General features: G+C 66.5%; 16 protein-coding genes. 11 read left to right on the plus strand and 5 right to left on the minus strand.

All coding sequences use genetic code 11. From position 1 onward, the window contains the following. Window position 1: 1 nt before the first annotated feature. Window positions 2-1,168 carry a nucleotide pyrophosphatase/phosphodiesterase family protein gene (locus QZZ29_RS08250; RefSeq protein ID WP_291382510.1) on the plus strand — a complete coding sequence of 389 codons (1,167 nt, stop codon included), beginning with the start codon at window positions 2-4 and terminating at the stop codon, window positions 1,166-1,168. 47 nt (window positions 1,169-1,215) lie between these two features. Here the strand turns inward: QZZ29_RS08250 and sepH are convergent, their stop codons facing one another. Then, window positions 1,216-2,217, minus strand: coding sequence for a septation protein SepH (gene sepH, locus QZZ29_RS08255; RefSeq protein ID WP_291382511.1), 1,002 nt, complete (start codon window positions 2,215-2,217; stop codon window positions 1,216-1,218). 93 nt (window positions 2,218-2,310) lie between these two features. On the opposite strand from sepH, the gene QZZ29_RS08260 reads away from it, so the two are divergent. The 5 genes from QZZ29_RS08260 to QZZ29_RS08280 all read left to right on the plus strand — a co-directional run bounded on the left by QZZ29_RS08260 (window position 2,311) and on the right by QZZ29_RS08280 (window position 4,967). Beyond that, window positions 2,311-3,114, plus strand: coding sequence for an inositol monophosphatase family protein (locus QZZ29_RS08260; RefSeq protein ID WP_291382512.1), 804 nt, complete (start codon window positions 2,311-2,313; stop codon window positions 3,112-3,114). Window positions 3,115-3,219: 105 nt separating this feature from the next. Continuing rightward, window positions 3,220-3,519: a DUF4193 domain-containing protein gene (locus QZZ29_RS08265; RefSeq protein WP_226097016.1), complete on the plus strand. Its 300-nt coding sequence runs from the start codon at window positions 3,220-3,222 to the stop codon at window positions 3,517-3,519. 40 nt (window positions 3,520-3,559) lie between these two features. Continuing rightward, window positions 3,560-4,009, plus strand: coding sequence for a dUTP diphosphatase (gene dut / locus QZZ29_RS08270; RefSeq protein WP_291382513.1), 450 nt, complete (start codon window positions 3,560-3,562; stop codon window positions 4,007-4,009). After that, complete coding sequence (locus tag QZZ29_RS08275) at window positions 4,006-4,305, plus strand: OB-fold nucleic acid binding domain-containing protein (RefSeq protein ID WP_291382514.1); 300 nt, start codon at window positions 4,006-4,008, stop codon at window positions 4,303-4,305. The genes dut and QZZ29_RS08275 overlap by 4 nt, the downstream gene beginning before the upstream one ends. Beyond that, window positions 4,302-4,967, plus strand: a complete 666-nt coding sequence (locus QZZ29_RS08280) for a DUF3159 domain-containing protein (RefSeq protein ID WP_291382515.1) — start codon at window positions 4,302-4,304, stop codon at window positions 4,965-4,967. The genes QZZ29_RS08275 and QZZ29_RS08280 overlap by 4 nt, the downstream gene beginning before the upstream one ends. Here the strand turns inward: QZZ29_RS08280 and QZZ29_RS08285 are convergent. Continuing rightward, on the minus strand, window positions 4,897-5,571 hold the full coding sequence (locus tag QZZ29_RS08285) for a TrkA family potassium uptake protein (RefSeq protein WP_291382516.1): 675 nt from the start codon (window positions 5,569-5,571) through the stop codon (window positions 4,897-4,899). The genes QZZ29_RS08280 and QZZ29_RS08285 overlap by 71 nt on opposite strands. After that, window positions 5,568-6,218: a TrkA family potassium uptake protein gene (locus QZZ29_RS08290; RefSeq protein ID WP_291382524.1), complete on the minus strand. Its 651-nt coding sequence runs from the start codon at window positions 6,216-6,218 to the stop codon at window positions 5,568-5,570. Before QZZ29_RS08290 ends, QZZ29_RS08285 begins: the two co-directional genes overlap by 4 nt. Before the next feature lie 55 nt (window positions 6,219-6,273). Here QZZ29_RS08290 and QZZ29_RS08295 point away from each other — a divergent pair, with 55 nt between their 5' ends. The 4 genes from QZZ29_RS08295 to dxs all read left to right on the plus strand — a co-directional run bounded on the left by QZZ29_RS08295 (window position 6,274) and on the right by dxs (window position 14,158). Then, window positions 6,274-8,175, plus strand: a complete 1,902-nt coding sequence (locus tag QZZ29_RS08295; protein WP_291382517.1) for an APC family permease — start codon at window positions 6,274-6,276, stop codon at window positions 8,173-8,175. Further along, the gene (locus QZZ29_RS08300; RefSeq protein WP_291382518.1) at window positions 8,172-9,362 is read left to right on the plus strand and encodes a TRAM domain-containing protein; all 1,191 of its coding nucleotides are present in this window, start codon (window positions 8,172-8,174) and stop codon (window positions 9,360-9,362) included. The genes QZZ29_RS08295 and QZZ29_RS08300 overlap by 4 nt, the downstream gene beginning before the upstream one ends. 49 nt (window positions 9,363-9,411) lie before the next feature. Next, window positions 9,412-12,222, plus strand: a complete 2,811-nt coding sequence (locus QZZ29_RS08305; protein ID WP_291382519.1) for an aconitate hydratase — start codon at window positions 9,412-9,414, stop codon at window positions 12,220-12,222. A 64-nt stretch (window positions 12,223-12,286) separates the two neighbouring features. Beyond that, window positions 12,287-14,158 (plus strand): 1-deoxy-D-xylulose-5-phosphate synthase, encoded by a 1,872-nt coding sequence (gene dxs / locus QZZ29_RS08310; RefSeq protein WP_291382520.1) that lies wholly within the window; start codon window positions 12,287-12,289, stop codon window positions 14,156-14,158. On the opposite strand, the gene QZZ29_RS08315 is transcribed toward dxs, so the two are convergent. Then, on the minus strand, window positions 14,155-15,429 hold the full coding sequence (locus QZZ29_RS08315; RefSeq protein ID WP_291382521.1) for an HRDC domain-containing protein: 1,275 nt from the start codon (window positions 15,427-15,429) through the stop codon (window positions 14,155-14,157). The genes dxs and QZZ29_RS08315 overlap by 4 nt on opposite strands. After that, window positions 15,426-15,980 carry a DUF3000 domain-containing protein gene (locus QZZ29_RS08320; RefSeq protein ID WP_291382522.1) on the minus strand — a complete coding sequence of 185 codons (555 nt, stop codon included), beginning with the start codon at window positions 15,978-15,980 and terminating at the stop codon, window positions 15,426-15,428. Before QZZ29_RS08320 ends, QZZ29_RS08315 begins: the two co-directional genes overlap by 4 nt. Window positions 15,981-16,105: 125 nt before the next feature. Between QZZ29_RS08320 and gndA the strand changes: the two genes are divergently transcribed. After that, a partial coding sequence (gndA, locus tag QZZ29_RS08325; RefSeq protein ID WP_291382523.1) for an NADP-dependent phosphogluconate dehydrogenase occupies window positions 16,106-16,896 on the plus strand: 791 nt, incomplete at its 3' end.

Genomic DNA, 16,896 nt, shown 5'->3' on the forward strand with positions numbered 1-16,896 from the left:
AGTGGATCCCCGCGAGCGCCTCGCGGCGGCTGGCCTGGAACTGCCCGACTACGGCGGCCACGAGCTCGGGGCCGTGCTTTCGGGGGCGCTTGCCGCGATCGGCGCCGGTCACGCTGTCAAGCATCGGGATGCGGAGGCCGACCTGGTGCGGTTGGCGATCCCCACGGCGCGCCACGTTGTCGTGGTGCTCTTGGATGGCCTCGGACACCTGGCACTGGAGGCGCGCAAGGGGCACGCGCCGTTCTTACGCAGCATCGAATCGGCCGTGGTGACGGCGGGCTTTCCCACCACCACGGCAGCCTCCCTGGCGCTCTTTGGCACGGGGCTCCCTGCCGGCCGCACCGGAATGTCGGGCTACACCGCTCGCAATCCGCGCACCGGTGAACTGGCGAACCTGATCTCGTGGGAGGGTGCATACCGAGCGGAAGAGTGGCAACCGATGCCGTCGCTCCTTGCCGAGGCGGACCGGGAAGGTTTCACCGTCACCACGCTGGGGAAGCGGACCTTTGGCGGTTCCGGTCTCACCCACGCCGTATTACGCGGCGGACAGTTCATCGGAGCCGAACACCTGGCGGACCGCATCGACGTCGCCCTCGGCGTCGCACAGCGGCCGGGCGTGTCGTATTGCTACTGGGGCGAGATTGACGCCGAGGGTCATCGCTATGGGTGGCAGTCGGATCAGTGGGTTGCGGCGCTCGAGGATGCCGACCGCGAGTTGCGTCGACTCGCGGACGGTCTTCCCCGGGATTCCGTGATGGTGGTGACCGCCGATCACGGCATGGTGGACGTTTCAGGAGCTCCCCGCTGGGATGTGGGCTTGACGCCTGCCCTAGCCCAAGACGTCGAACTGGTTGCGGGGGAGCCGCGGGCTCTGCATCTGCATGTAGACGAGTCGGACGTCGCCGCCGTGGCGGAACGATGGCAGTCAGTCCTTGGCGATTTCGGCGTGGTGCTGACGCGTCAGGAGGCCGAGGTGGCCGGACTGTTTGGCCCCATCTCGCTCGAGGCGAGAGATCGCATTGGCGACATCGTCGTGGCCATGGCCGGGCGTGCCACGGTTGTGGACTCGCGTGTGCAAAGGAGTCAGTCCATGGCGCTGATCGGGATGCACGGCTCTCTCACGCCAGAGGAGTTGCGCATACCGCTGCTCATTGCCGCGGGAAACTGACGGCGGCGAGCCACATGACGCGAGGCTCTCGTTGGAGAGCTCCCGGGTCAGTCGTTCTTGGACCCAAACACGATCTCGTCCCAGCTGGGCACGGACGCCCGGCCCTTGCGAGGCCGCTTGTCGGCCCCTTCGACGGGCGTCTCCGGCGTGCTGGCGGGGGAGTCGAGGTGAGCGGGCGCTGGTGCCGCCGGGCGGGCGCTGCCGGCAGGGTGGGGCATTGACGTGGAGCGGTCGGATGCTCCGCCTCGCGCTGGACCGAAGCCTTCGAACGCGTCGTCGTCATCGTCCTCAATCTCAAGCGGTTCGCGTGTGCCCCTGCGGCTCGCCAGGTCCTCGAGCAGAGCGTCGGTGGTGTCGCGATCCGCCTCCTGGTCGACCGCGGCGGGCCCCGCCGCGGTGGGACTGGCCGGGCGATGCGGATGCAAGGGGATGGGGCCGGATTCCGCGCGCACCGCGCTCAGGTGGCGACGGGGGACCGGCGCATCCAACAGTTCCGTCTCGGTGAGCCACGTGGACTCGTCGTCTTCGGCGGTAAGTGCCTTGGCCACGTGATCGAAGCTCCACAGCGCTCGGACCGATCGTCCATCGACTCGATAGTCGGCGGCAACCTTCCAGGGCTCATCAATCTCTCGCCACGCATCCCACGCGACGGCCTCCGGGTCGAGCCCGCGCCCCGCAAGGCGATCGCCCACCAGGTCTCCCAAGGTCGGCGCCGTCGTGTCGCGGCCAATGCGCGTGGTCCGGGCCATCTGCACGATGTACGCGCGCTCCGCCAAGACGGGCGGCTCGAACTTGGCGATCGCGTCTACGGGTTCGCCCGTGAGTTCAGCCAGTTCGGTGGCGTTGAGACCGGCTCGGATGCGTTGCTGGATCTCTCGCGGGCTGAGGCGCGTCGCGGGAGCATCCTCGTCGCGTCGCATGACGCGCGCATGGCGGACGAGGTCACGCAGTTCGTCCGAGATGGCGAGTCGGTGCTCATCACCGTCGGTGGAGACGACGATGAGATGCGTACCGTCTTCGGACAGTCCTTTGAGGCTCAATCCCGTCATTGCTCTAGAGTGCCACGCTGGGTGCCCAAGCGCGCGGCGCCGCGCCCGCGCATCATATGGGAGGCTCTTGGTATGCACTCGCCAATGGAACTCATGGACATCGCAGCCACCCTTGCCAGGGAGGCTGGAGAACTGGTGATCGAGGGTCGTGCGCGCGCCGAGGTCACCTCCACCAAGAGCTCACCCATCGACATTGTCACTCAGATGGACGTGGCTGCGGAGGGCCTGCTGCGTTCGCGGCTCGCGCAGTTGCGTCCAGACGACGCGATCATGGGTGAGGAGAGCGAGGACACGTCCGGAACGTCGGGAGTGACGTGGGTCGTAGACCCGATCGACGGCACCGTGAACTACTTCTACGGGCTTCCACACTTCGCCGTCTCGGTCGCCGCCGTCGAGGGTGGAACGGACCCGTCGACGTGGCGGATTCTCGCCGGGGCGGTGTACGGCGATTCGGGAACCGAGTGGAAGGCCGCTGTGGGGCACGGCGCATGGCGTAACGGACAGCGGCTACAGCGTTCCGAGGGACCACCGCTCTCGGCGACGCTGCTGGGGACCGGCTTTAACTACCGAGCGGAAGGCCGGGCCGCTCAGGGCAAGATCGTCGCGCAGGTACTCCCACAGGTGCGCGACATCAGGCGTCTCGGTTCTGCGAGCGTGGATCTGTGCCTGGTAGCGGAGGGCAAGATGGACGCGTATTACGAGCACGGGCTGCGGCCCTGGGACTTTGCGGCGGGCGCCCTCGTCGCGTCCGAGGCGGGCATCAGGGTCGGCGGAATTGACGGCGGACCGGCCGACTCTCACCTGCTGATTGCCGCGGCGGAGAGCGTCTGGGATGAGCTCCGTGACGTGCTCGAGGCCGCCGGCGCACGACGCCCCTGGGAGTCGCCGCCCGCGTGAACTCGCGTAAACGCGATTTGTGGTGCACAATGCCTGCGCTGAGTGGGAACAAATCCTCGACCGCAAGCATTCATCAGACACCTACAAGGTGAAGGAGAACACCGGATGGCGACCGACTACGACGCGCCCCGCAAGACGGACGATGAAATCGCCGCCGACTCTATTGAGGAGTTGAAGGCACGTCGCTCGGACAAGAGTTCGGGCGTGGTCGACGAGGACGAGGCTGAAGCGGCCGACAGCTTCGAATTGCCTGGTGCAGACCTGTCCGGCGAAGAGTTGTCCGTCAGGGTACTTCCGCCGCAGCAGGATGAATTCACGTGCATGTCGTGCTTCCTGGTGCACCACCGCAGCCAACTCGCCGAGTTCAAGGGCGACCAGCCGATCTGCACGGAGTGCGCCGCGTAGCGTCGGCCGCGCCGCCGACAACAGCCTAGGCTGGGCCTCCATGACGAACGTCGAGGTGCTGATCAGCACCACCGAAGCAGATGTGCCATTGCCCGCGTATGCCCATCCGGGAGACGCGGGTGCTGACCTGACCACTCGGGAACCGGTGGTCCTTGCTCCCGGACAGAGAGCCACGGTGCGCACGGGAGTGAGGATTGCGTTGCCTGCGGGCTATGTCGCTCTGGTCCACCCGCGATCGGGCCTTGCCGCCCGCCACGGCGTGACGATCGTGAACGGCCCGGGCACCATAGACGCTGGTTACCGCGGCGAGATCAACGTGACGCTGCTCAACACCGATGCCGATGCTTCGGTGGAGTTCGCGGTGGGTGACAGGATCGCGCAGTTGGTCATTCAACGTGTGGAGCAGGCGACGTTCGTGCCTGTCTCCGACCTCCCGGGATCTCACCGTGGCGAGGGCGGCTTCGGTTCGACGGGACGCGCGAGCGCATGAGCGTCGTTGACGTCGCTGTAGCGCGGGGCTGGACGCCGCTCGGTGAGGTGACCCCACGATCCATGGGTTATACCGGGGGCCGGGTCGCGTACGTCGAGATGACTTCTCACGACGCCCCAGCGCGGCTGACGGTACGGCTCACGGACTCCACGGGGTCGATCGACCTCGTGTTCTTGGGTCGCCGCGTTGTCGCGGGGCTTGAACCTGGTGCGATCGTGTTCGTGGAGGGCAGGGTGGCCGCAGGCGCCGACGTGCCGGTGATCTTCAATCCCCGATACGAGTTGTGCCAGCAGTGACTTCCGAGCGACCCGTAGTTGGAGCCTCGTCGTTGCTCGGGGAGGATTTTGACTGGGCGGAGGCCATTGGCGGCTGGCGTGGAATGGCCGAGTCGGTGGCCCCCGGCGGCGTGTTTGTGACCGCATTCCTGGTGTGGGGGGGCTTTCGCGCTCCCGTGATCGCCGCTGTCGCGACCGTGCTGGTGATGGTGTTGGTGCGGCTGATCCAGCGCACGCCGGTCACCCAGGCGCTCGGGGGGATCTTTGGTGTCGGCCTGGGTGCCATCTGGGCCTGGCGGGCTGGCGACGCGACCGAGTTCTTTGTGCCGAGTTTCTTTTACACGGGTGGCTATGCGGTCGCGCTCCTGGTCTCGATGCTGGCACGCTGGCCGGCGGTGGGGATCGTCGTGGGCCTGCTCAGGGGGTGGGGCGGCCGGTGGCGTCGCCACCCGTCGGCGGCGCGACGCTTCCAGGCCGCTACGGGCTTCTACCTCGCTACCCAACTGGTCAAGCTCGCCGTCCAACTGCCGCTGTATTTCGCATCAGCCACGGCCGCCTTGGGCGTTGCCAAACTCGCGTTGGGCTTGCCGTGGTTCGCCGTGGCGCTCTTCGTTATCTGGCGGATGGTGCGGAATGTAGAACTGCCTGAAGAGCCTGAGGATCTGCCTCCGCCGAAAGAATGAACAACAGTTCGTCGTGAGCCTCGACGGTGTCGTCGGGCGTCGGCGCGATCGTCCTGTCACCACGCACGATGCAGGACAACACGGTGTCCGCAGGCAGGGTGATGTCGCGTAGCGGAACACCTACCAACGGTGAGCCCGATGGGAGAGTCACCTCAATAATCGACGCTCCGGACTGGTGGAAGGTGAAGACCCTGACCAGGTCGCCCACGGCGACGGCCTCCTCGACCATGGCCGTCATGATGCGCGGCGTCGACACCGCCACATCTACGCCCCATTGCGCGTCGTACATCCACTCGTTACGGGGGTTGTTGACACGGGCCACCGTTCGCGGCACACCAAACTCGGTCTTGGCGAGGAACGAGATGACGAGGTTCGCCTTGTCGTCGCCGGTCGCGGCGACCACCACGTCCATGGACTCGACGCCCGCCTCGCTCAGTGCAGTCAGTTCGCAGGCGTCGGCGAGCATCCATTCGGCCTCTGCGACTTGCGACACGCGCATGGCGGCCGGGTTGTGGTCTATCAGCAGCACTTCGTGCGCATGCTCGATGAGATCGCTGGCGATTGATCGGCCCACCGAGCCTGCTCCGGCAATGAGGACTCTCATGATGTCCCCTGAGGAGGATGTCCAAATGCCTTGATGGCGGCGCGCTCGGTCGCTGCCGCGACGATTGCATAAACGTCGTCGCCGTCCTGAAGCACAGTCTGGTCATCGGGCAGGACTGCGGCGCCGAACCGGGTCAGATACGCGATGCGCGCGCCGGAGGCGTGCTCCAACTCCTTACACGCGTGCCCCACCCAGCCGTCGTTGAATGGCAATCGACGCATGGCGATGCCCGCGTCGACATCCGCGTACAGCGCGTCAGAACCGCCCGGAAGCAGTCGCGTCACAATCTGGGCCGCGGTCCACGGCACGGGCGCGACGGTTGGAATGCCGAGCCGCCGATAGACCTCGGCCCGTCCCGAGTCCGCGATCCGTGCCACGACGTTCTCCACGCCATACGTTTCCCGCACGACGCGCGCGGCAAGGATATTCGAGTTGTCGCCGTCGGATACGGCCGCGAAGGCGTACGCCTCCTCGGCCCCTGCGGCGCTCAGCGTGTCGCGGTCGAACCCCAGACCGGTGATCTTCTGGCCCTTGAAATGTGACGGGAGGCGACGGAACGCGTCGGCACGCGCGTCGATAACTGCCACCGAGTGGCCTCGCGACTCAAATTCGCTCGCCAACGTGGCGCCAGTTCGGCCACAGCCCATGATCACCACGTGCACGCCACCACGCTATACCGACTGGAGCCTAGGATGGTGCGACGTGCGAGAGTTTCTTGAGCGACTGAAGCGGCTAGTGTTCGGCGCGCCCGTGGCGACCGACCTGACGAGACCGCAGGCGATGCGTAGCCGCCTCGCACTTCCGGTATTCGGCGCAGGCGTGGTTTCGGCCGTCGCGTACGGGCCGGACGCCGTCGTTGCCGCGCTGCGATCGGGCGCCCAGCAGGACGCCATTCCGTCGATGGCGGGTGGCGTGGTCGTCATCCTGGTGCTGATCGGCGCCGCCTATGCATCCCAGGTGCGGGCCTTCCCACACGAACGTGGCGACTACGGGGTGGTGCGGGATCGCTTGGGCGAGCGGTTAGGCATGATCACCGGGGCGTCCTTGCTGATCGACTATTTGTTCACCGTCGCAATCGCAGTGTCGGCCATCGCCGAGATTGTCATCTTCCTCATTCCGAGCTGGACCGGCGCCGAGGCGGGCATCGCCGTGGCGGCCCTGGCATTCATGACGCTCGCAAACCTACGTGGCGTGCGTGATCGACGGCGCGTGCTGTTGACGGTGTGGTACGGATTCCTGGTGGTTCTTGGTGTTCTTGCCGCCGTAGGTATCGCGCGGCACGGCACGCAGCGGCTCGATCCGGCTGCGGTCGCCGATGCCCCCGAGACCTGGACCGTGTTGGCTGCGTATGCGGGCGCTATCGCATCGGGTGCCGTGATGGCGACCGGACTCGAGCACCTGGTCTCGTCCGGCCCGTATCACGCAGAGCCGCGCGGGAAACGCGCCTCTCGCACACTGCTGACCGCCGTGTTAGCCGCGGCCGTCGCGTTCTTTGTGATCAGCTGGCTTGCATGGAGCAACCGATTGACAGGGTGGTCCTCCGGCTCGATTCTGATGCAAGTGTCGGAGCAAGTTTTCGGCAACGCGATTGGCGTCTGGGCGGTGGGTATTGCCACCGTGGCGATTCTGTATGCGGCCGCCACGTCGGTGTTCAGGCGATTCTCGAGACTCACGGGGCTGCTTGCCTCCGACGGTGTGTTGCCGCGGCAAATGGCGATGCGCAACGACCGACTGGTGCTACGTGGCGCGATCCTCCTGGTGGCAGCGCTGTCCGCGACGATCGTCATCGCGGTGCAGGCGAACGTCAGCCACTTGGTTCACATGTTCATCGTGGGCGTCTTCACCGCGGTGGTGCTCAGCCAACGAGCCATGATCGAGTGGACCACCGCGAAATTGAAGCTCGTGAAGGAGCCGAACGAGCAGTGGCGACTCGAAGCTCGCCGTCTGCTCCACATCGTCGCCCTCGTGGTGGCCGTGGGGGTGCTCGCGGTGACTGCGGTGTTCAACTTCGCCAACGGCGCGTGGATTGCGATTGTGCTGATCGTGCTCGTGGTCGTCATGATGCACTCGATTAAGCGCCACTATGCGGCGGTGAGAGCCGATATTGCGATCGACCGTGAAGCAAAGGCGCCCAGTCTGCCGTCCGCGACCCACGGCATCGTCCTGGTTGCGCAAATGCACCGACCCGCACTCCACGCCCTCGCCTACGCCAAGGCGGCGCGGCACAGCACGCTCAAGGCCGTGACGGTGCAGATTGATCGAGGCGCGGCAGTCGCACTTCAGCGACGCTGGGCCACCATGAATCTGGGTGCGCCGCTGGTGGTGCTCGATTCTCCGTACCGGGATCTTGTGGGACCGATGCTCGAGTATGTGAAGCGCATGCACCGCGCCTCGCCCCGAGAGGCGGTCTTTGTCTACGTGCCCGAATACATCGTGGGTCGCTGGTGGGAGCAACTGCTCCACAACCGCTCGACGGCGCGACTTCGTGCCCAACTTCTCAATGTGCCCAACGTGGTGGTGAGCGCAGTGCCGTGGATGCTCGAATCCGCCCGCCGCGAGGGCCCAGTCGACGACGTTGTTATCGACGGACCGGAGCCCCAATGACCCAGACCATTCGCCTCACCGTCGGTGCCCCCGCGCACGGCGGCCACTGCATTGCCCGGCATGAAGGACGCGCCGTCTTTGTGCGCGGCGCCCTTCCCGGCGAGGTGGTGCAGGCGCGAGTGGACGACCCTGCCGCAGACGCGCGATTTTGGAATGCGGAAGTCACCCAGGTTCTGGAGGCATCGCCCGACAGGGTCGAGCACCCGTGGCCCGAGGCCGTGGTCGGCGGCGTCGGGGGTGCGGAGCTTGGTCACGTCGCGCTGCCAGCCCAGCGTGATTGGAAGCTCGCGGTGGTGCGTGAGTCGCTGTCCCGCTTCGCCGGATTGGACTACGAGGGCGACGTGCGGGCCGCGCCTGGCGACGACGAACGCGGCGGGCTGCGCTACCGAACCCGGGTGTCGGCAACCGCGGGCGAAGACGGCCGGGCGACGATGGCGGTCACTGGCAGTGGTGTGAGGCGCACCCTGCAGCGCATGCCACTCGCGGTTCAGGAGGCCGAACAGGCTCTACTGACAACCAAGGCGGAGCCCGGTCAACTGATCCAGGTGGCCACCACCGCATTTGGCGAGACGTACGTGTCGCTCGGAAAGGGTGACTCCAGGCTGCTCACCGAGACCGTCAACGTGGGAGGGCGCAGCTTCGCGTACGCCTTGCGCGCGGGTGAATTCTGGCAAGTGCACCGCGAGGCCCCGGCGGTGCTGCTCGGTGAGGTCATGCGCCTGGTGGGCGAGGCTCCGCGCGTGCTCGACCTGTACTCAGGCGCGGGACTGTTCGCCGTCCCCTTCGCCGCGGAGGGCCGTGACGTGATCGCCGTGGAGCTTGCAGGCACACATACCCAGGGCAAGTCGAGTCTGCAGCAGAACCTGCGCGGCTATGCGGGAGCCACCGCGGTGGCGGGCGACACCCGCCGGACGGTGGTCGCCATGGCTACGGCCGACGAGGACTGGTCGCGCGGGGCGGTCGTGCTCGACCCGCCACGGTCCGGGGCAAAGGCCGCCACGATTGAGGCGATCGCGTCGCTTGAGCCCGCCCGCATCGTCTATGTGGCGTGCGATCCGGTGGCGCTCGGGAGGGACGCCAAGACCCTTGCCGCGTCGGGTTACATGGTGGAAGAGATTCAGGCTTTTGACCTGTTCCCCATGACCCACCACATCGAGACAATCGCCAGCTTCGCACGCGCAACCTAGCCAAAGGGTCCGTGTCGGTAAGATGAGACCCCACGAAACAAGGAGCGGAATGAGCATCAACAGCCTGGGATCACGGTCCACCCTCACGGTGGGCGATACGCCGTATGAGATCTACCGTCTGGACGCGGTTCCAGGGTTGGAGAAGCTTCCGTACTCGCTGAAGATCCTGGCCGAGGCGCTCCTGCGGACTGAGGACGGCGCGAACATCACGGCCGACCACGTCAGGGCCCTGGCGCAGTGGGACCCGAAGGCGACTCCGGACACCGAGATTCAGTTCACGCCCGCCCGTGTCGTGATGCAGGACTTCACCGGCGTGCCGTGTGTGGTGGACCTGGCGACGATGCGCGAGGCCGTAGTGGAGCTGGGCGGCGACCCCTCCGTCATCAACCCCTTGGCTCCGGCGGAGATGGTGATCGACCACTCCGTGGTGATCGACGTCTTCGGTCGCAAGGACGCGCTGCAGCTCAACACCGATCTGGAGTACGTGCGCAATCGCGAGCGCTACCAGTTCTTGCGCTGGGGCCAGACCGCGTTCGATAACTTCAAGGTGGTACCGCCCGGGACCGGAATCGTGCACCAGGTCAACCTTGAGTACCTGGCTCGCGGCGTGATGACCAACGACACCGACGGCGTCATGCAGGCGTACCCGGACTCGTGTGTGGGCACGGACTCGCACACCACGATGATCAACGGACTGGGCGTGCTCGGTTGGGGTGTGGGCGGCATCGAGGCGGAGGCCGCGATGCTCGGCCAGCCCGTCTCCATGCTCATTCCCAAGGTGGTGGGCTTCAGGCTTTCCGGGCAGATTCCCGCGGGAGCGACCGCCACCGACGTGGTGCTGACGATCACCGAGATGCTGCGCATGCACGGGGTGGTGGGCAAGTTTGTGGAGTTCTACGGAGACGGCGTCGGCGCCGTGCCGCTCGCCAACCGCGCGACCATCGGCAACATGAGCCCCGAGTTCGGCTCCACGGCCGCAATCTTCCCCATCGACGGCGTCACGATCGACTACCTGCGCCTGACGGGCCGCTCGGCGGAGCAGGTTGCGCTGGTCGAGGCGTACTGCAGGGAGCAGGGGCTGTGGCACGACCCCTCGGCGTCCGACTACGTGGAGCCGGTGTTCTCGGAGTACCTCGAGCTCGACCTCGGCACAGTGGTGCCGTCCATCGCCGGGCCCAAGCGCCCGCAGGACCGCATTGCGCTCACCGATGCCAAGGCGGGGTTCGCCGACGTCATCGGCGACTATGCGCGGCACACGGACCAGGTCACCGAGGGACTCGACGAGTCGGTTGAGGAGACCTTCCCCGCATCGGATCCGATTGCTGCCGAGGCGCATGCCGGCGACGCACCGTTGCCTCGTGACACTTTCGCCCATGCGACCAGCCGTCCGCGCAAAGAGGTTCCGATCACGCTCGCGGACGGAACGGTGACCGATCTGGACCACGGTCGCGTGGTGATCGCCTCCATCACGTCCTGCACCAACACGTCCAACCCGTCGGTGATGCTCGCGGCGGCGCTGCTCGCCCGCAACGCGAACAGAAGGGGCCTCACGTCCAAGCCCTGGGTGAAGACGTCGATGGCTCCCGGTTCCCAGGTGGTGACCGACTACTACGAGAAGGCGGGGCTGTGGCCCGACCTTGAGGCGCTCGGCTTTCACCTGGTCGGATATGGCTGCACCACGTGCATCGGCAACTCGGGACCGCTTCCCACCGAGGTTTCGGACGCGGTCAACGAGCACGACCTCGCCGTGGTCTCCGTGCTGTCGGGAAATCGCAACTTCGAGGGTCGCATCAACCCGGACGTCAAGATGAACTACTTGGCATCCCCGCCGCTCGTGATTGCGTACGCGTTGGCGGGCACGATGGACTTCGACTTTGAGACGGAGCCGCTGGGCCAGGATCCCGAGGGCAACGACGTGTTCCTCAAGGACATCTGGCCCGCGCCCGCGGAGGTCGAGGCGGTCGTCGGATCGTCGATCACGGAGTCCATGTTCTCCACCAACTACGCCGATGTGTTCGCCGGTGATGAGCGCTGGCGCGGTCTTCCCACGCCTGGCGGCAAGACCTTCGAGTGGGACCAAGATTCGACGTACGTGCGCAAGCCCCCATACTTCGAAGGCATGGGCGCACAGCCCGAGCCGGTTCAGGACGTCGTGGGAGCGCGGGTGCTTGCCATGGTGGGCGACTCTGTGACGACCGACCACATTTCGCCCGCCGGTTCGATCAAGGCCGACAGCCCGGCAGGCAAGTACCTTGCCGACCACGGGATCGACCGCCGCGACTTCAACAGCTACGGCTCCCGCCGTGGCAACCACGAGGTCATGATCCGCGGTACCTTCGCCAACATTCGGCTCAAGAACCTGCTTCTGGACGGCGTTGAGGGCGGCTTCACGTACAACTTCCTCACCGACGCTCAGGACACGATCTACGACGCAGCCATGGGCTATGCCGAGGCTGGCGTTCCGCTCGTGGTGCTCGCCGGCAAGGAGTACGGGACGGGATCAAGCCGAGATTGGGCGGCAAAGGGCACCCGGCTGCTCGGCGTGAGAGCCGTAGTCGCGGAGAGCTTCGAGCGCATCCACCGGTCGAATCTCATCGGCATGGGCGTGTTGCCGATGCAGTTCCCCGAGGGCAAGTCGGCCGGCGACCTTGGCCTTGACGGCACCGAGACCTTCGACATCGCGGGAGTGAGCGCATTCAGCGCCGGAGAGCACCCCAAGTCGCTCACGGTGGTAGCCACCAGGCCCGACGGCTCGACGGTGCGATTCGACGCGGTGGTGCGAATCGACACCCCCGGAGAAGCCGACTACTTCCGCAATGGTGGCATCCTGCAGTACGTGCTCCGCTCGCTCGTGGCGTAGTTCAGCCGCGCGGAAGCGAAGGTCGCCCGTCGGCGTTGCAGGACCTAGAGTGAGACGGACCCGAATGTCAGGAGACAGCGTGCTGGAGCGCATCGAATCACCCCGTGATGTGCGCTCCCTGACCTCGGGCGAGATGAGGGAACTCGCGGACGAGATCAGGGACTACCTGGTGGATTCCGTGTCGCGCTCTGGTGGGCACCTCGGGCCCAACCTGGGGGTCGTCGAACTGACCTTGGCTCTGCACCGTGTGTTCGACTCTCCCTTCGATCCCATCGTGTTCGACACGGGCCACCAGTCCTACGTCCACAAACTCCTGACCGGCAGGCGCGACTTCTCCACATTGCGCAAGCGCGGGGGAGTGGCCGGGTATCCGTCGCGTGCGGAATCCGACCACGACGTCGTCGAGAATTCTCACGCCTCCACGGCATTGTCGTGGGCGGCGGGTATCGCCCGTGGCCACACCCTGCGAGGCGAGACGGATCGGACCACCGTCGCCATCATCGGGGACGGAGCGCTCACGGGAGGCATGGCCTGGGAGGCGCTGAATTCTCTCGCGGATTGCAGCGATCGGGTGGTCATCATCGTGAACGACAACGGGCGCTCCTACGCGCCCACGATCGGGGGCCTGGCGCGGCGCCTGGACGGGATCCGAACCTCTCGCGTCTACGAGAACTTCCTCAGCTGGGGCAAGCGCACGTTCCACGCCCGCGGCCCCTTGCGCGACTTCACCTATCAGTCCGTGATGCACGGCAAGCGCGCCCTCAAGGGGCTTATCGGCCCCCAAGGCATGTTCGAGGACCTCGGACTGAAGTACTTGGGGCCCGTGGACGGTCACGACCTCGCGCAGGTGGAGGCCGCCCTGATGCACGCCAAGGGCTTTGGCTCGCCGGTCATCGTGCACGTGGTGACCGAGAAGGGTCGGGGCTACGAACCGGCCGAAAAGGACGTGGCCGACCGATTCCACGCTGTCGGCAAGATTCACCCGGAGACCGGCTTGCCAGTGGAGCCCTCGCGATTCGGCTGGACGGCCGTGTTCGCTGACGAGATGCTCGCCGCGGGCTCGCGACGGGATGACCTCGTGGGGATCACCGCAGCGATGCTGCAGCCGGTGGGGCTCAAGCCGTTCGCCGATGCGTTCCCGGGTCGCGTGATCGATGTGGGCATCGCCGAGCAACACGCCGTAACCTCCGCTGCGGGGCTAGCCTTCTCGGGCATGCACCCCGTGGTGGCCGTGTACGCGACGTTCCTGAATCGCGCCTTCGATCAGTTGCTGATGGATGTGGCGCTGCACAAGGCTGGCGTGACGTTCATGCTGGATCGCGCCGGCATCACGGGCGACGACGGGCCCAGCCACAACGGCATGTGGGACATGGCCCTGCTCCGGCACGTTCCCGGCCTGCGGATGGCCGCGCCACGTGACGAGCCCACTCTGCGCGAAGCCTTCCGCACCGCCATCGATGTGGATGACGCCCCCACGGTGGTGCGCTACCCCAAGGGCGCCGTGGACGAGCCGATGCCCGCGGTGCGTAGGGTCGAAGACATTGACGTGCTCGCGGAGCACGGGGTGAAGCCGCAGGTCGTGGTGTTTGGTATCGGCTCGATGGCGGGTACCGCGATCGAGGTAGCGGGCAAGCTCGCGGCCGAGGGCACGTCCGTCACCGCGGCAACGGCCACCTGGGTGCATCCGGTTCCCGAGGGCCTGCTTGAGGTGCTCGGCGACGCGGAGCTCGTGGTCACAGTTGAGGATGGCCTGACCGACGCTGGAGTCGGCGAGGAGTGGGCCGAGTTCGCCAGGCTCGCCGGCCGTGAGGTCCACTGGTCACATCACGGAGTCCCTCGCGAGTTCATCGAGCACTCCTCGCGCGCCCAGGTGCTTGAACAGATCGGCCTCGAGGCGTCGGTCATCGCCGACGCCACTCTCGCGCGCCTGCGCTAGTCCGCGGGCTTCTGGTCCGCGTCTGGAGCGGCCGCGCGTGCAAAGGCCTCCGCAAGTGGCAGCGCCGTCAACTCGATCTGCCACGGGCGCGCAGAGCGCGACCTCAGGAGGCTTGCGATCCAGTCCACTCCGCCTCCGCGGTACTCCCAGCAGGCCCGGCGGGCCGCATCCGGCTGCAGCAGGTTCTCCAACGGCACGTTGTGGATTTCACTGAGTTCAGCCAAAGCAACCTTGGCCTCGGCGAGCCTGGCCGCCGCCTCGGGGCGCTTGTCCGGCCACGTTCGTGGTGGCGGGGGTCCATCGCCGGTGGGCGCGCGGCGAGCGGGCAGAGCCTTGTCAGGGAGTTTGAGCGCCGTCTCGATGGACGGCCACCACCGCGGCGCCGCCTTCTTGGTGCCTCGCGTACGCCACTCCGGGATGTCGAGCAACGCCTCAAGCGTGGTCGGCTTGGCGCGAGCTGCGGCGACGATGGCGGCATCTCTCAGGACACGGCCGGGCGTCACGTCGCGGCGTTGCGCTTCGTGTTCGCGGTCCTCCCACAATGATTTCACCATGGCAAGGCCGCGTGGATCCCGAATCGTATGGGTGCCGGAGGTGCGCCTCCACGGATCGATGCGCGGCCCGGGAGGGGGAGCAAGACGGACGGCTTCGAACTCTTGTCGCGCCCATTCGGTCTTGCCCGCCGCCTCAAGGTGAGCCGCGAGTCCCTTGCGAAGTTCCAGGAGAATCTCCACGTCCAACGCCGCATACGCGAGCCACGAGTCCGGAAGCGGCCGCACGGACCAATCTTGAGCAGAGTGTTCCTTCGCCAAGGTGAAGCCAAGCTCGCGTTCCACCACCGAGGCCAGCCCGACCTTGGGCCACCCGAGCAGTCTGGCCGCCAATTCGGTGTCGAAGACGGCGGCCGGGAAGATCCCAAGATCCTTCATTCCGGGAAGATCCTGGCTTGCAGCATGAAACACATACTCCGCGTCGCCCATGGCGGCGTGAAAGCCGCTGAGGTCCGGCAGGGCCGCCGCGTCGATGAGGGCGATGCCGGCGCCGGCGCGCTTGAACTGCACCAAGTACGTCGCCTGTCCGTATCGGAACCCCGAGGCGCGCTCGGCGTCGGCCGCAATGGGGCCGACGCCGGCGGCGAAGGCATCGATCGTTGTCTTGAGCGCGGCCGGTGTGGCGACCACGTCAGGGACGCCATCGGCCGGTTCTTTCAGGAGGGTGGGCTCGGGCGTCTCGGATTCAGCGGTCGATGGGTCTTCGGGTGGTCCGCTCATGCATGTCCTCCTGGGAGTACTGAAATCCCCTCCGACGCGGGGGGCACGCCGGCGCACATGGCCAGCAATTCGGTCCACGCGGCTACGTGAGGGGCAAGGTCGGAATTGGCAGGACTCCATGACACGCGGAGTTCCACCGTGACTTTGTCGTCACGGTCGGCCAACTGCCCAAACGAGCGTGACACCACCTTGGTGACGGTCCCACCGAATTGGTCGTGAGGGACGTCTCGAAGGGCCTCGTCGAGCCACGACCACGCGGCGTCTGCCCACAGGTCGTCTTGGCCGACCTCCGCCTCGACCTGTGCCTGCACCAGGGCGATCACCCGGAATGTGCCGTTCCAGGCATCGTGGCCGGCCGGGTCGTGAAGCGCGACGAACCGCCCGGTCGTTTCGAGCTCCTCGGGCAACACGGTGCCGTTGATGGCGACGGCGAACGGCGCGATGCGTGACGGCGCCGGCGTCTCGACCAAGCGGACGTCACGACGCGTACGCGCTCCCCTCAAGGACAGCAACGCCTCACGGAACGCGGCCGGGATGGCCGTGTTATTCATGGCTTGAGCCTATGGCGCGGTCGTCCCAAGGTTGGGTACGCCACGCCCTCGGCGACGCGGGTACACCGCCGGCGGCATTCCCGTCTAGGCTGGGTTGGCGTACCCCGGATGGACAAGGAAGTGACATGGCGCTTGCCCAGATTGGCGTGACCGGACTTGCGGTAATGGGCCGGAATCTCGCGAGGAACTTTGCCCGCAACGGCTTCACCGTGGCGGTGCACAACCGCAACCCCCAGAAGATGGAGTCTCTGCTGAACGACCACGGACACGAGGGCACCTTCTTCGGTTCGGAGTCTCTCGAGGACTTTGTGGCTTCGCTTGAGAAGCCCCGCAAGATCGTCATCATGGTTCAGGCGGGCTCCGCGACGGATGCCGTCATCGACGCACTGGTGCCGCTCGTCGACAAGGGCGACATCATCGTCGATGCCGGCAATGCCCACTTCCCGGACACCCGCCGGCGCGAGGCCGCCCTGAGCCAGCGAGGCATCCACTTTGTGGGATCCGGCGTCTCTGGGGGCGAAGAGGGCGCGCTGCTCGGTCCGTCGATCATGCCCGGTGGATCGGTAGAGTCCTACGCGTCGCTCGGACCGATCCTTGAGAAGATTTCCGCCAAGGTGGACGGTGTCCCGTGCTGCACCCACGTGGGCCCCGACGGCGCTGGCCACTTTGTCAAGATGGTCCACAACGGCATCGAGTACGCCGACATGCAGTTGATCGGCGAGGCCTACGCCATCCTTCGGTCCGGCCTGGAATTGGAGCCCGATGAGATCGCCGGGATCTTCGCGGAATGGAACAAGGGCGACCTCGAAAGCTTCCTCATCGAGATCACGGCCGAGGTCCTGGCTACCCACGACGACGAGACCGGCAAGCCGCTCGTGGACCTGATCGTGGACGAGGCGGGGCAGAAGGGCACGGG

The sequence above is a fragment of the Demequina sp. genome (genome assembly GCF_016278765.1).
Classification (GTDB): Bacteria; Actinomycetota; Actinomycetes; order Actinomycetales; family Demequinaceae; genus Demequina.

What these genes read in the sequence shown, in the direction of transcription:
- sepH (WP_291382511.1), bottom strand. Translation starts at nt 2,217, where the DNA reads ATGACGGGATTGAGCCTCAAAGGACTGTCCGAAGACGGTACGCATCTC.
- QZZ29_RS08260 (WP_291382512.1), top strand. Translation starts at nt 2,311, where the DNA reads ATGGACATCGCAGCCACCCTTGCCAGGGAGGCTGGAGAACTGGTGATC.
- QZZ29_RS08265 (WP_226097016.1), top strand. Translation starts at nt 3,220, where the DNA reads ATGGCGACCGACTACGACGCGCCCCGCAAGACGGACGATGAAATCGCC.
- dut (WP_291382513.1), top strand. Translation starts at nt 3,560, where the DNA reads ATGACGAACGTCGAGGTGCTGATCAGCACCACCGAAGCAGATGTGCCA.
- QZZ29_RS08275 (WP_291382514.1), top strand. Translation starts at nt 4,006, where the DNA reads ATGAGCGTCGTTGACGTCGCTGTAGCGCGGGGCTGGACGCCGCTCGGT.
- QZZ29_RS08285 (WP_291382516.1), bottom strand. Translation starts at nt 5,571, where the DNA reads ATGAGAGTCCTCATTGCCGGAGCAGGCTCGGTGGGCCGATCAATCGCC.
- QZZ29_RS08290 (WP_291382524.1), bottom strand. Translation starts at nt 6,218, where the DNA reads ATGGGCTGTGGCCGAACTGGCGCCACGTTGGCGAGCGAATTTGAGTCG.
- QZZ29_RS08300 (WP_291382518.1), top strand. Translation starts at nt 8,172, where the DNA reads ATGACCCAGACCATTCGCCTCACCGTCGGTGCCCCCGCGCACGGCGGC.
- QZZ29_RS08305 (WP_291382519.1), top strand. Translation starts at nt 9,412, where the DNA reads ATGAGCATCAACAGCCTGGGATCACGGTCCACCCTCACGGTGGGCGAT.
- dxs (WP_291382520.1), top strand. Translation starts at nt 12,287, where the DNA reads ATGTCAGGAGACAGCGTGCTGGAGCGCATCGAATCACCCCGTGATGTG.
- QZZ29_RS08315 (WP_291382521.1), bottom strand. Translation starts at nt 15,429, where the DNA reads ATGAGCGGACCACCCGAAGACCCATCGACCGCTGAATCCGAGACGCCC.
- QZZ29_RS08320 (WP_291382522.1), bottom strand. Translation starts at nt 15,980, where the DNA reads ATGAATAACACGGCCATCCCGGCCGCGTTCCGTGAGGCGTTGCTGTCC.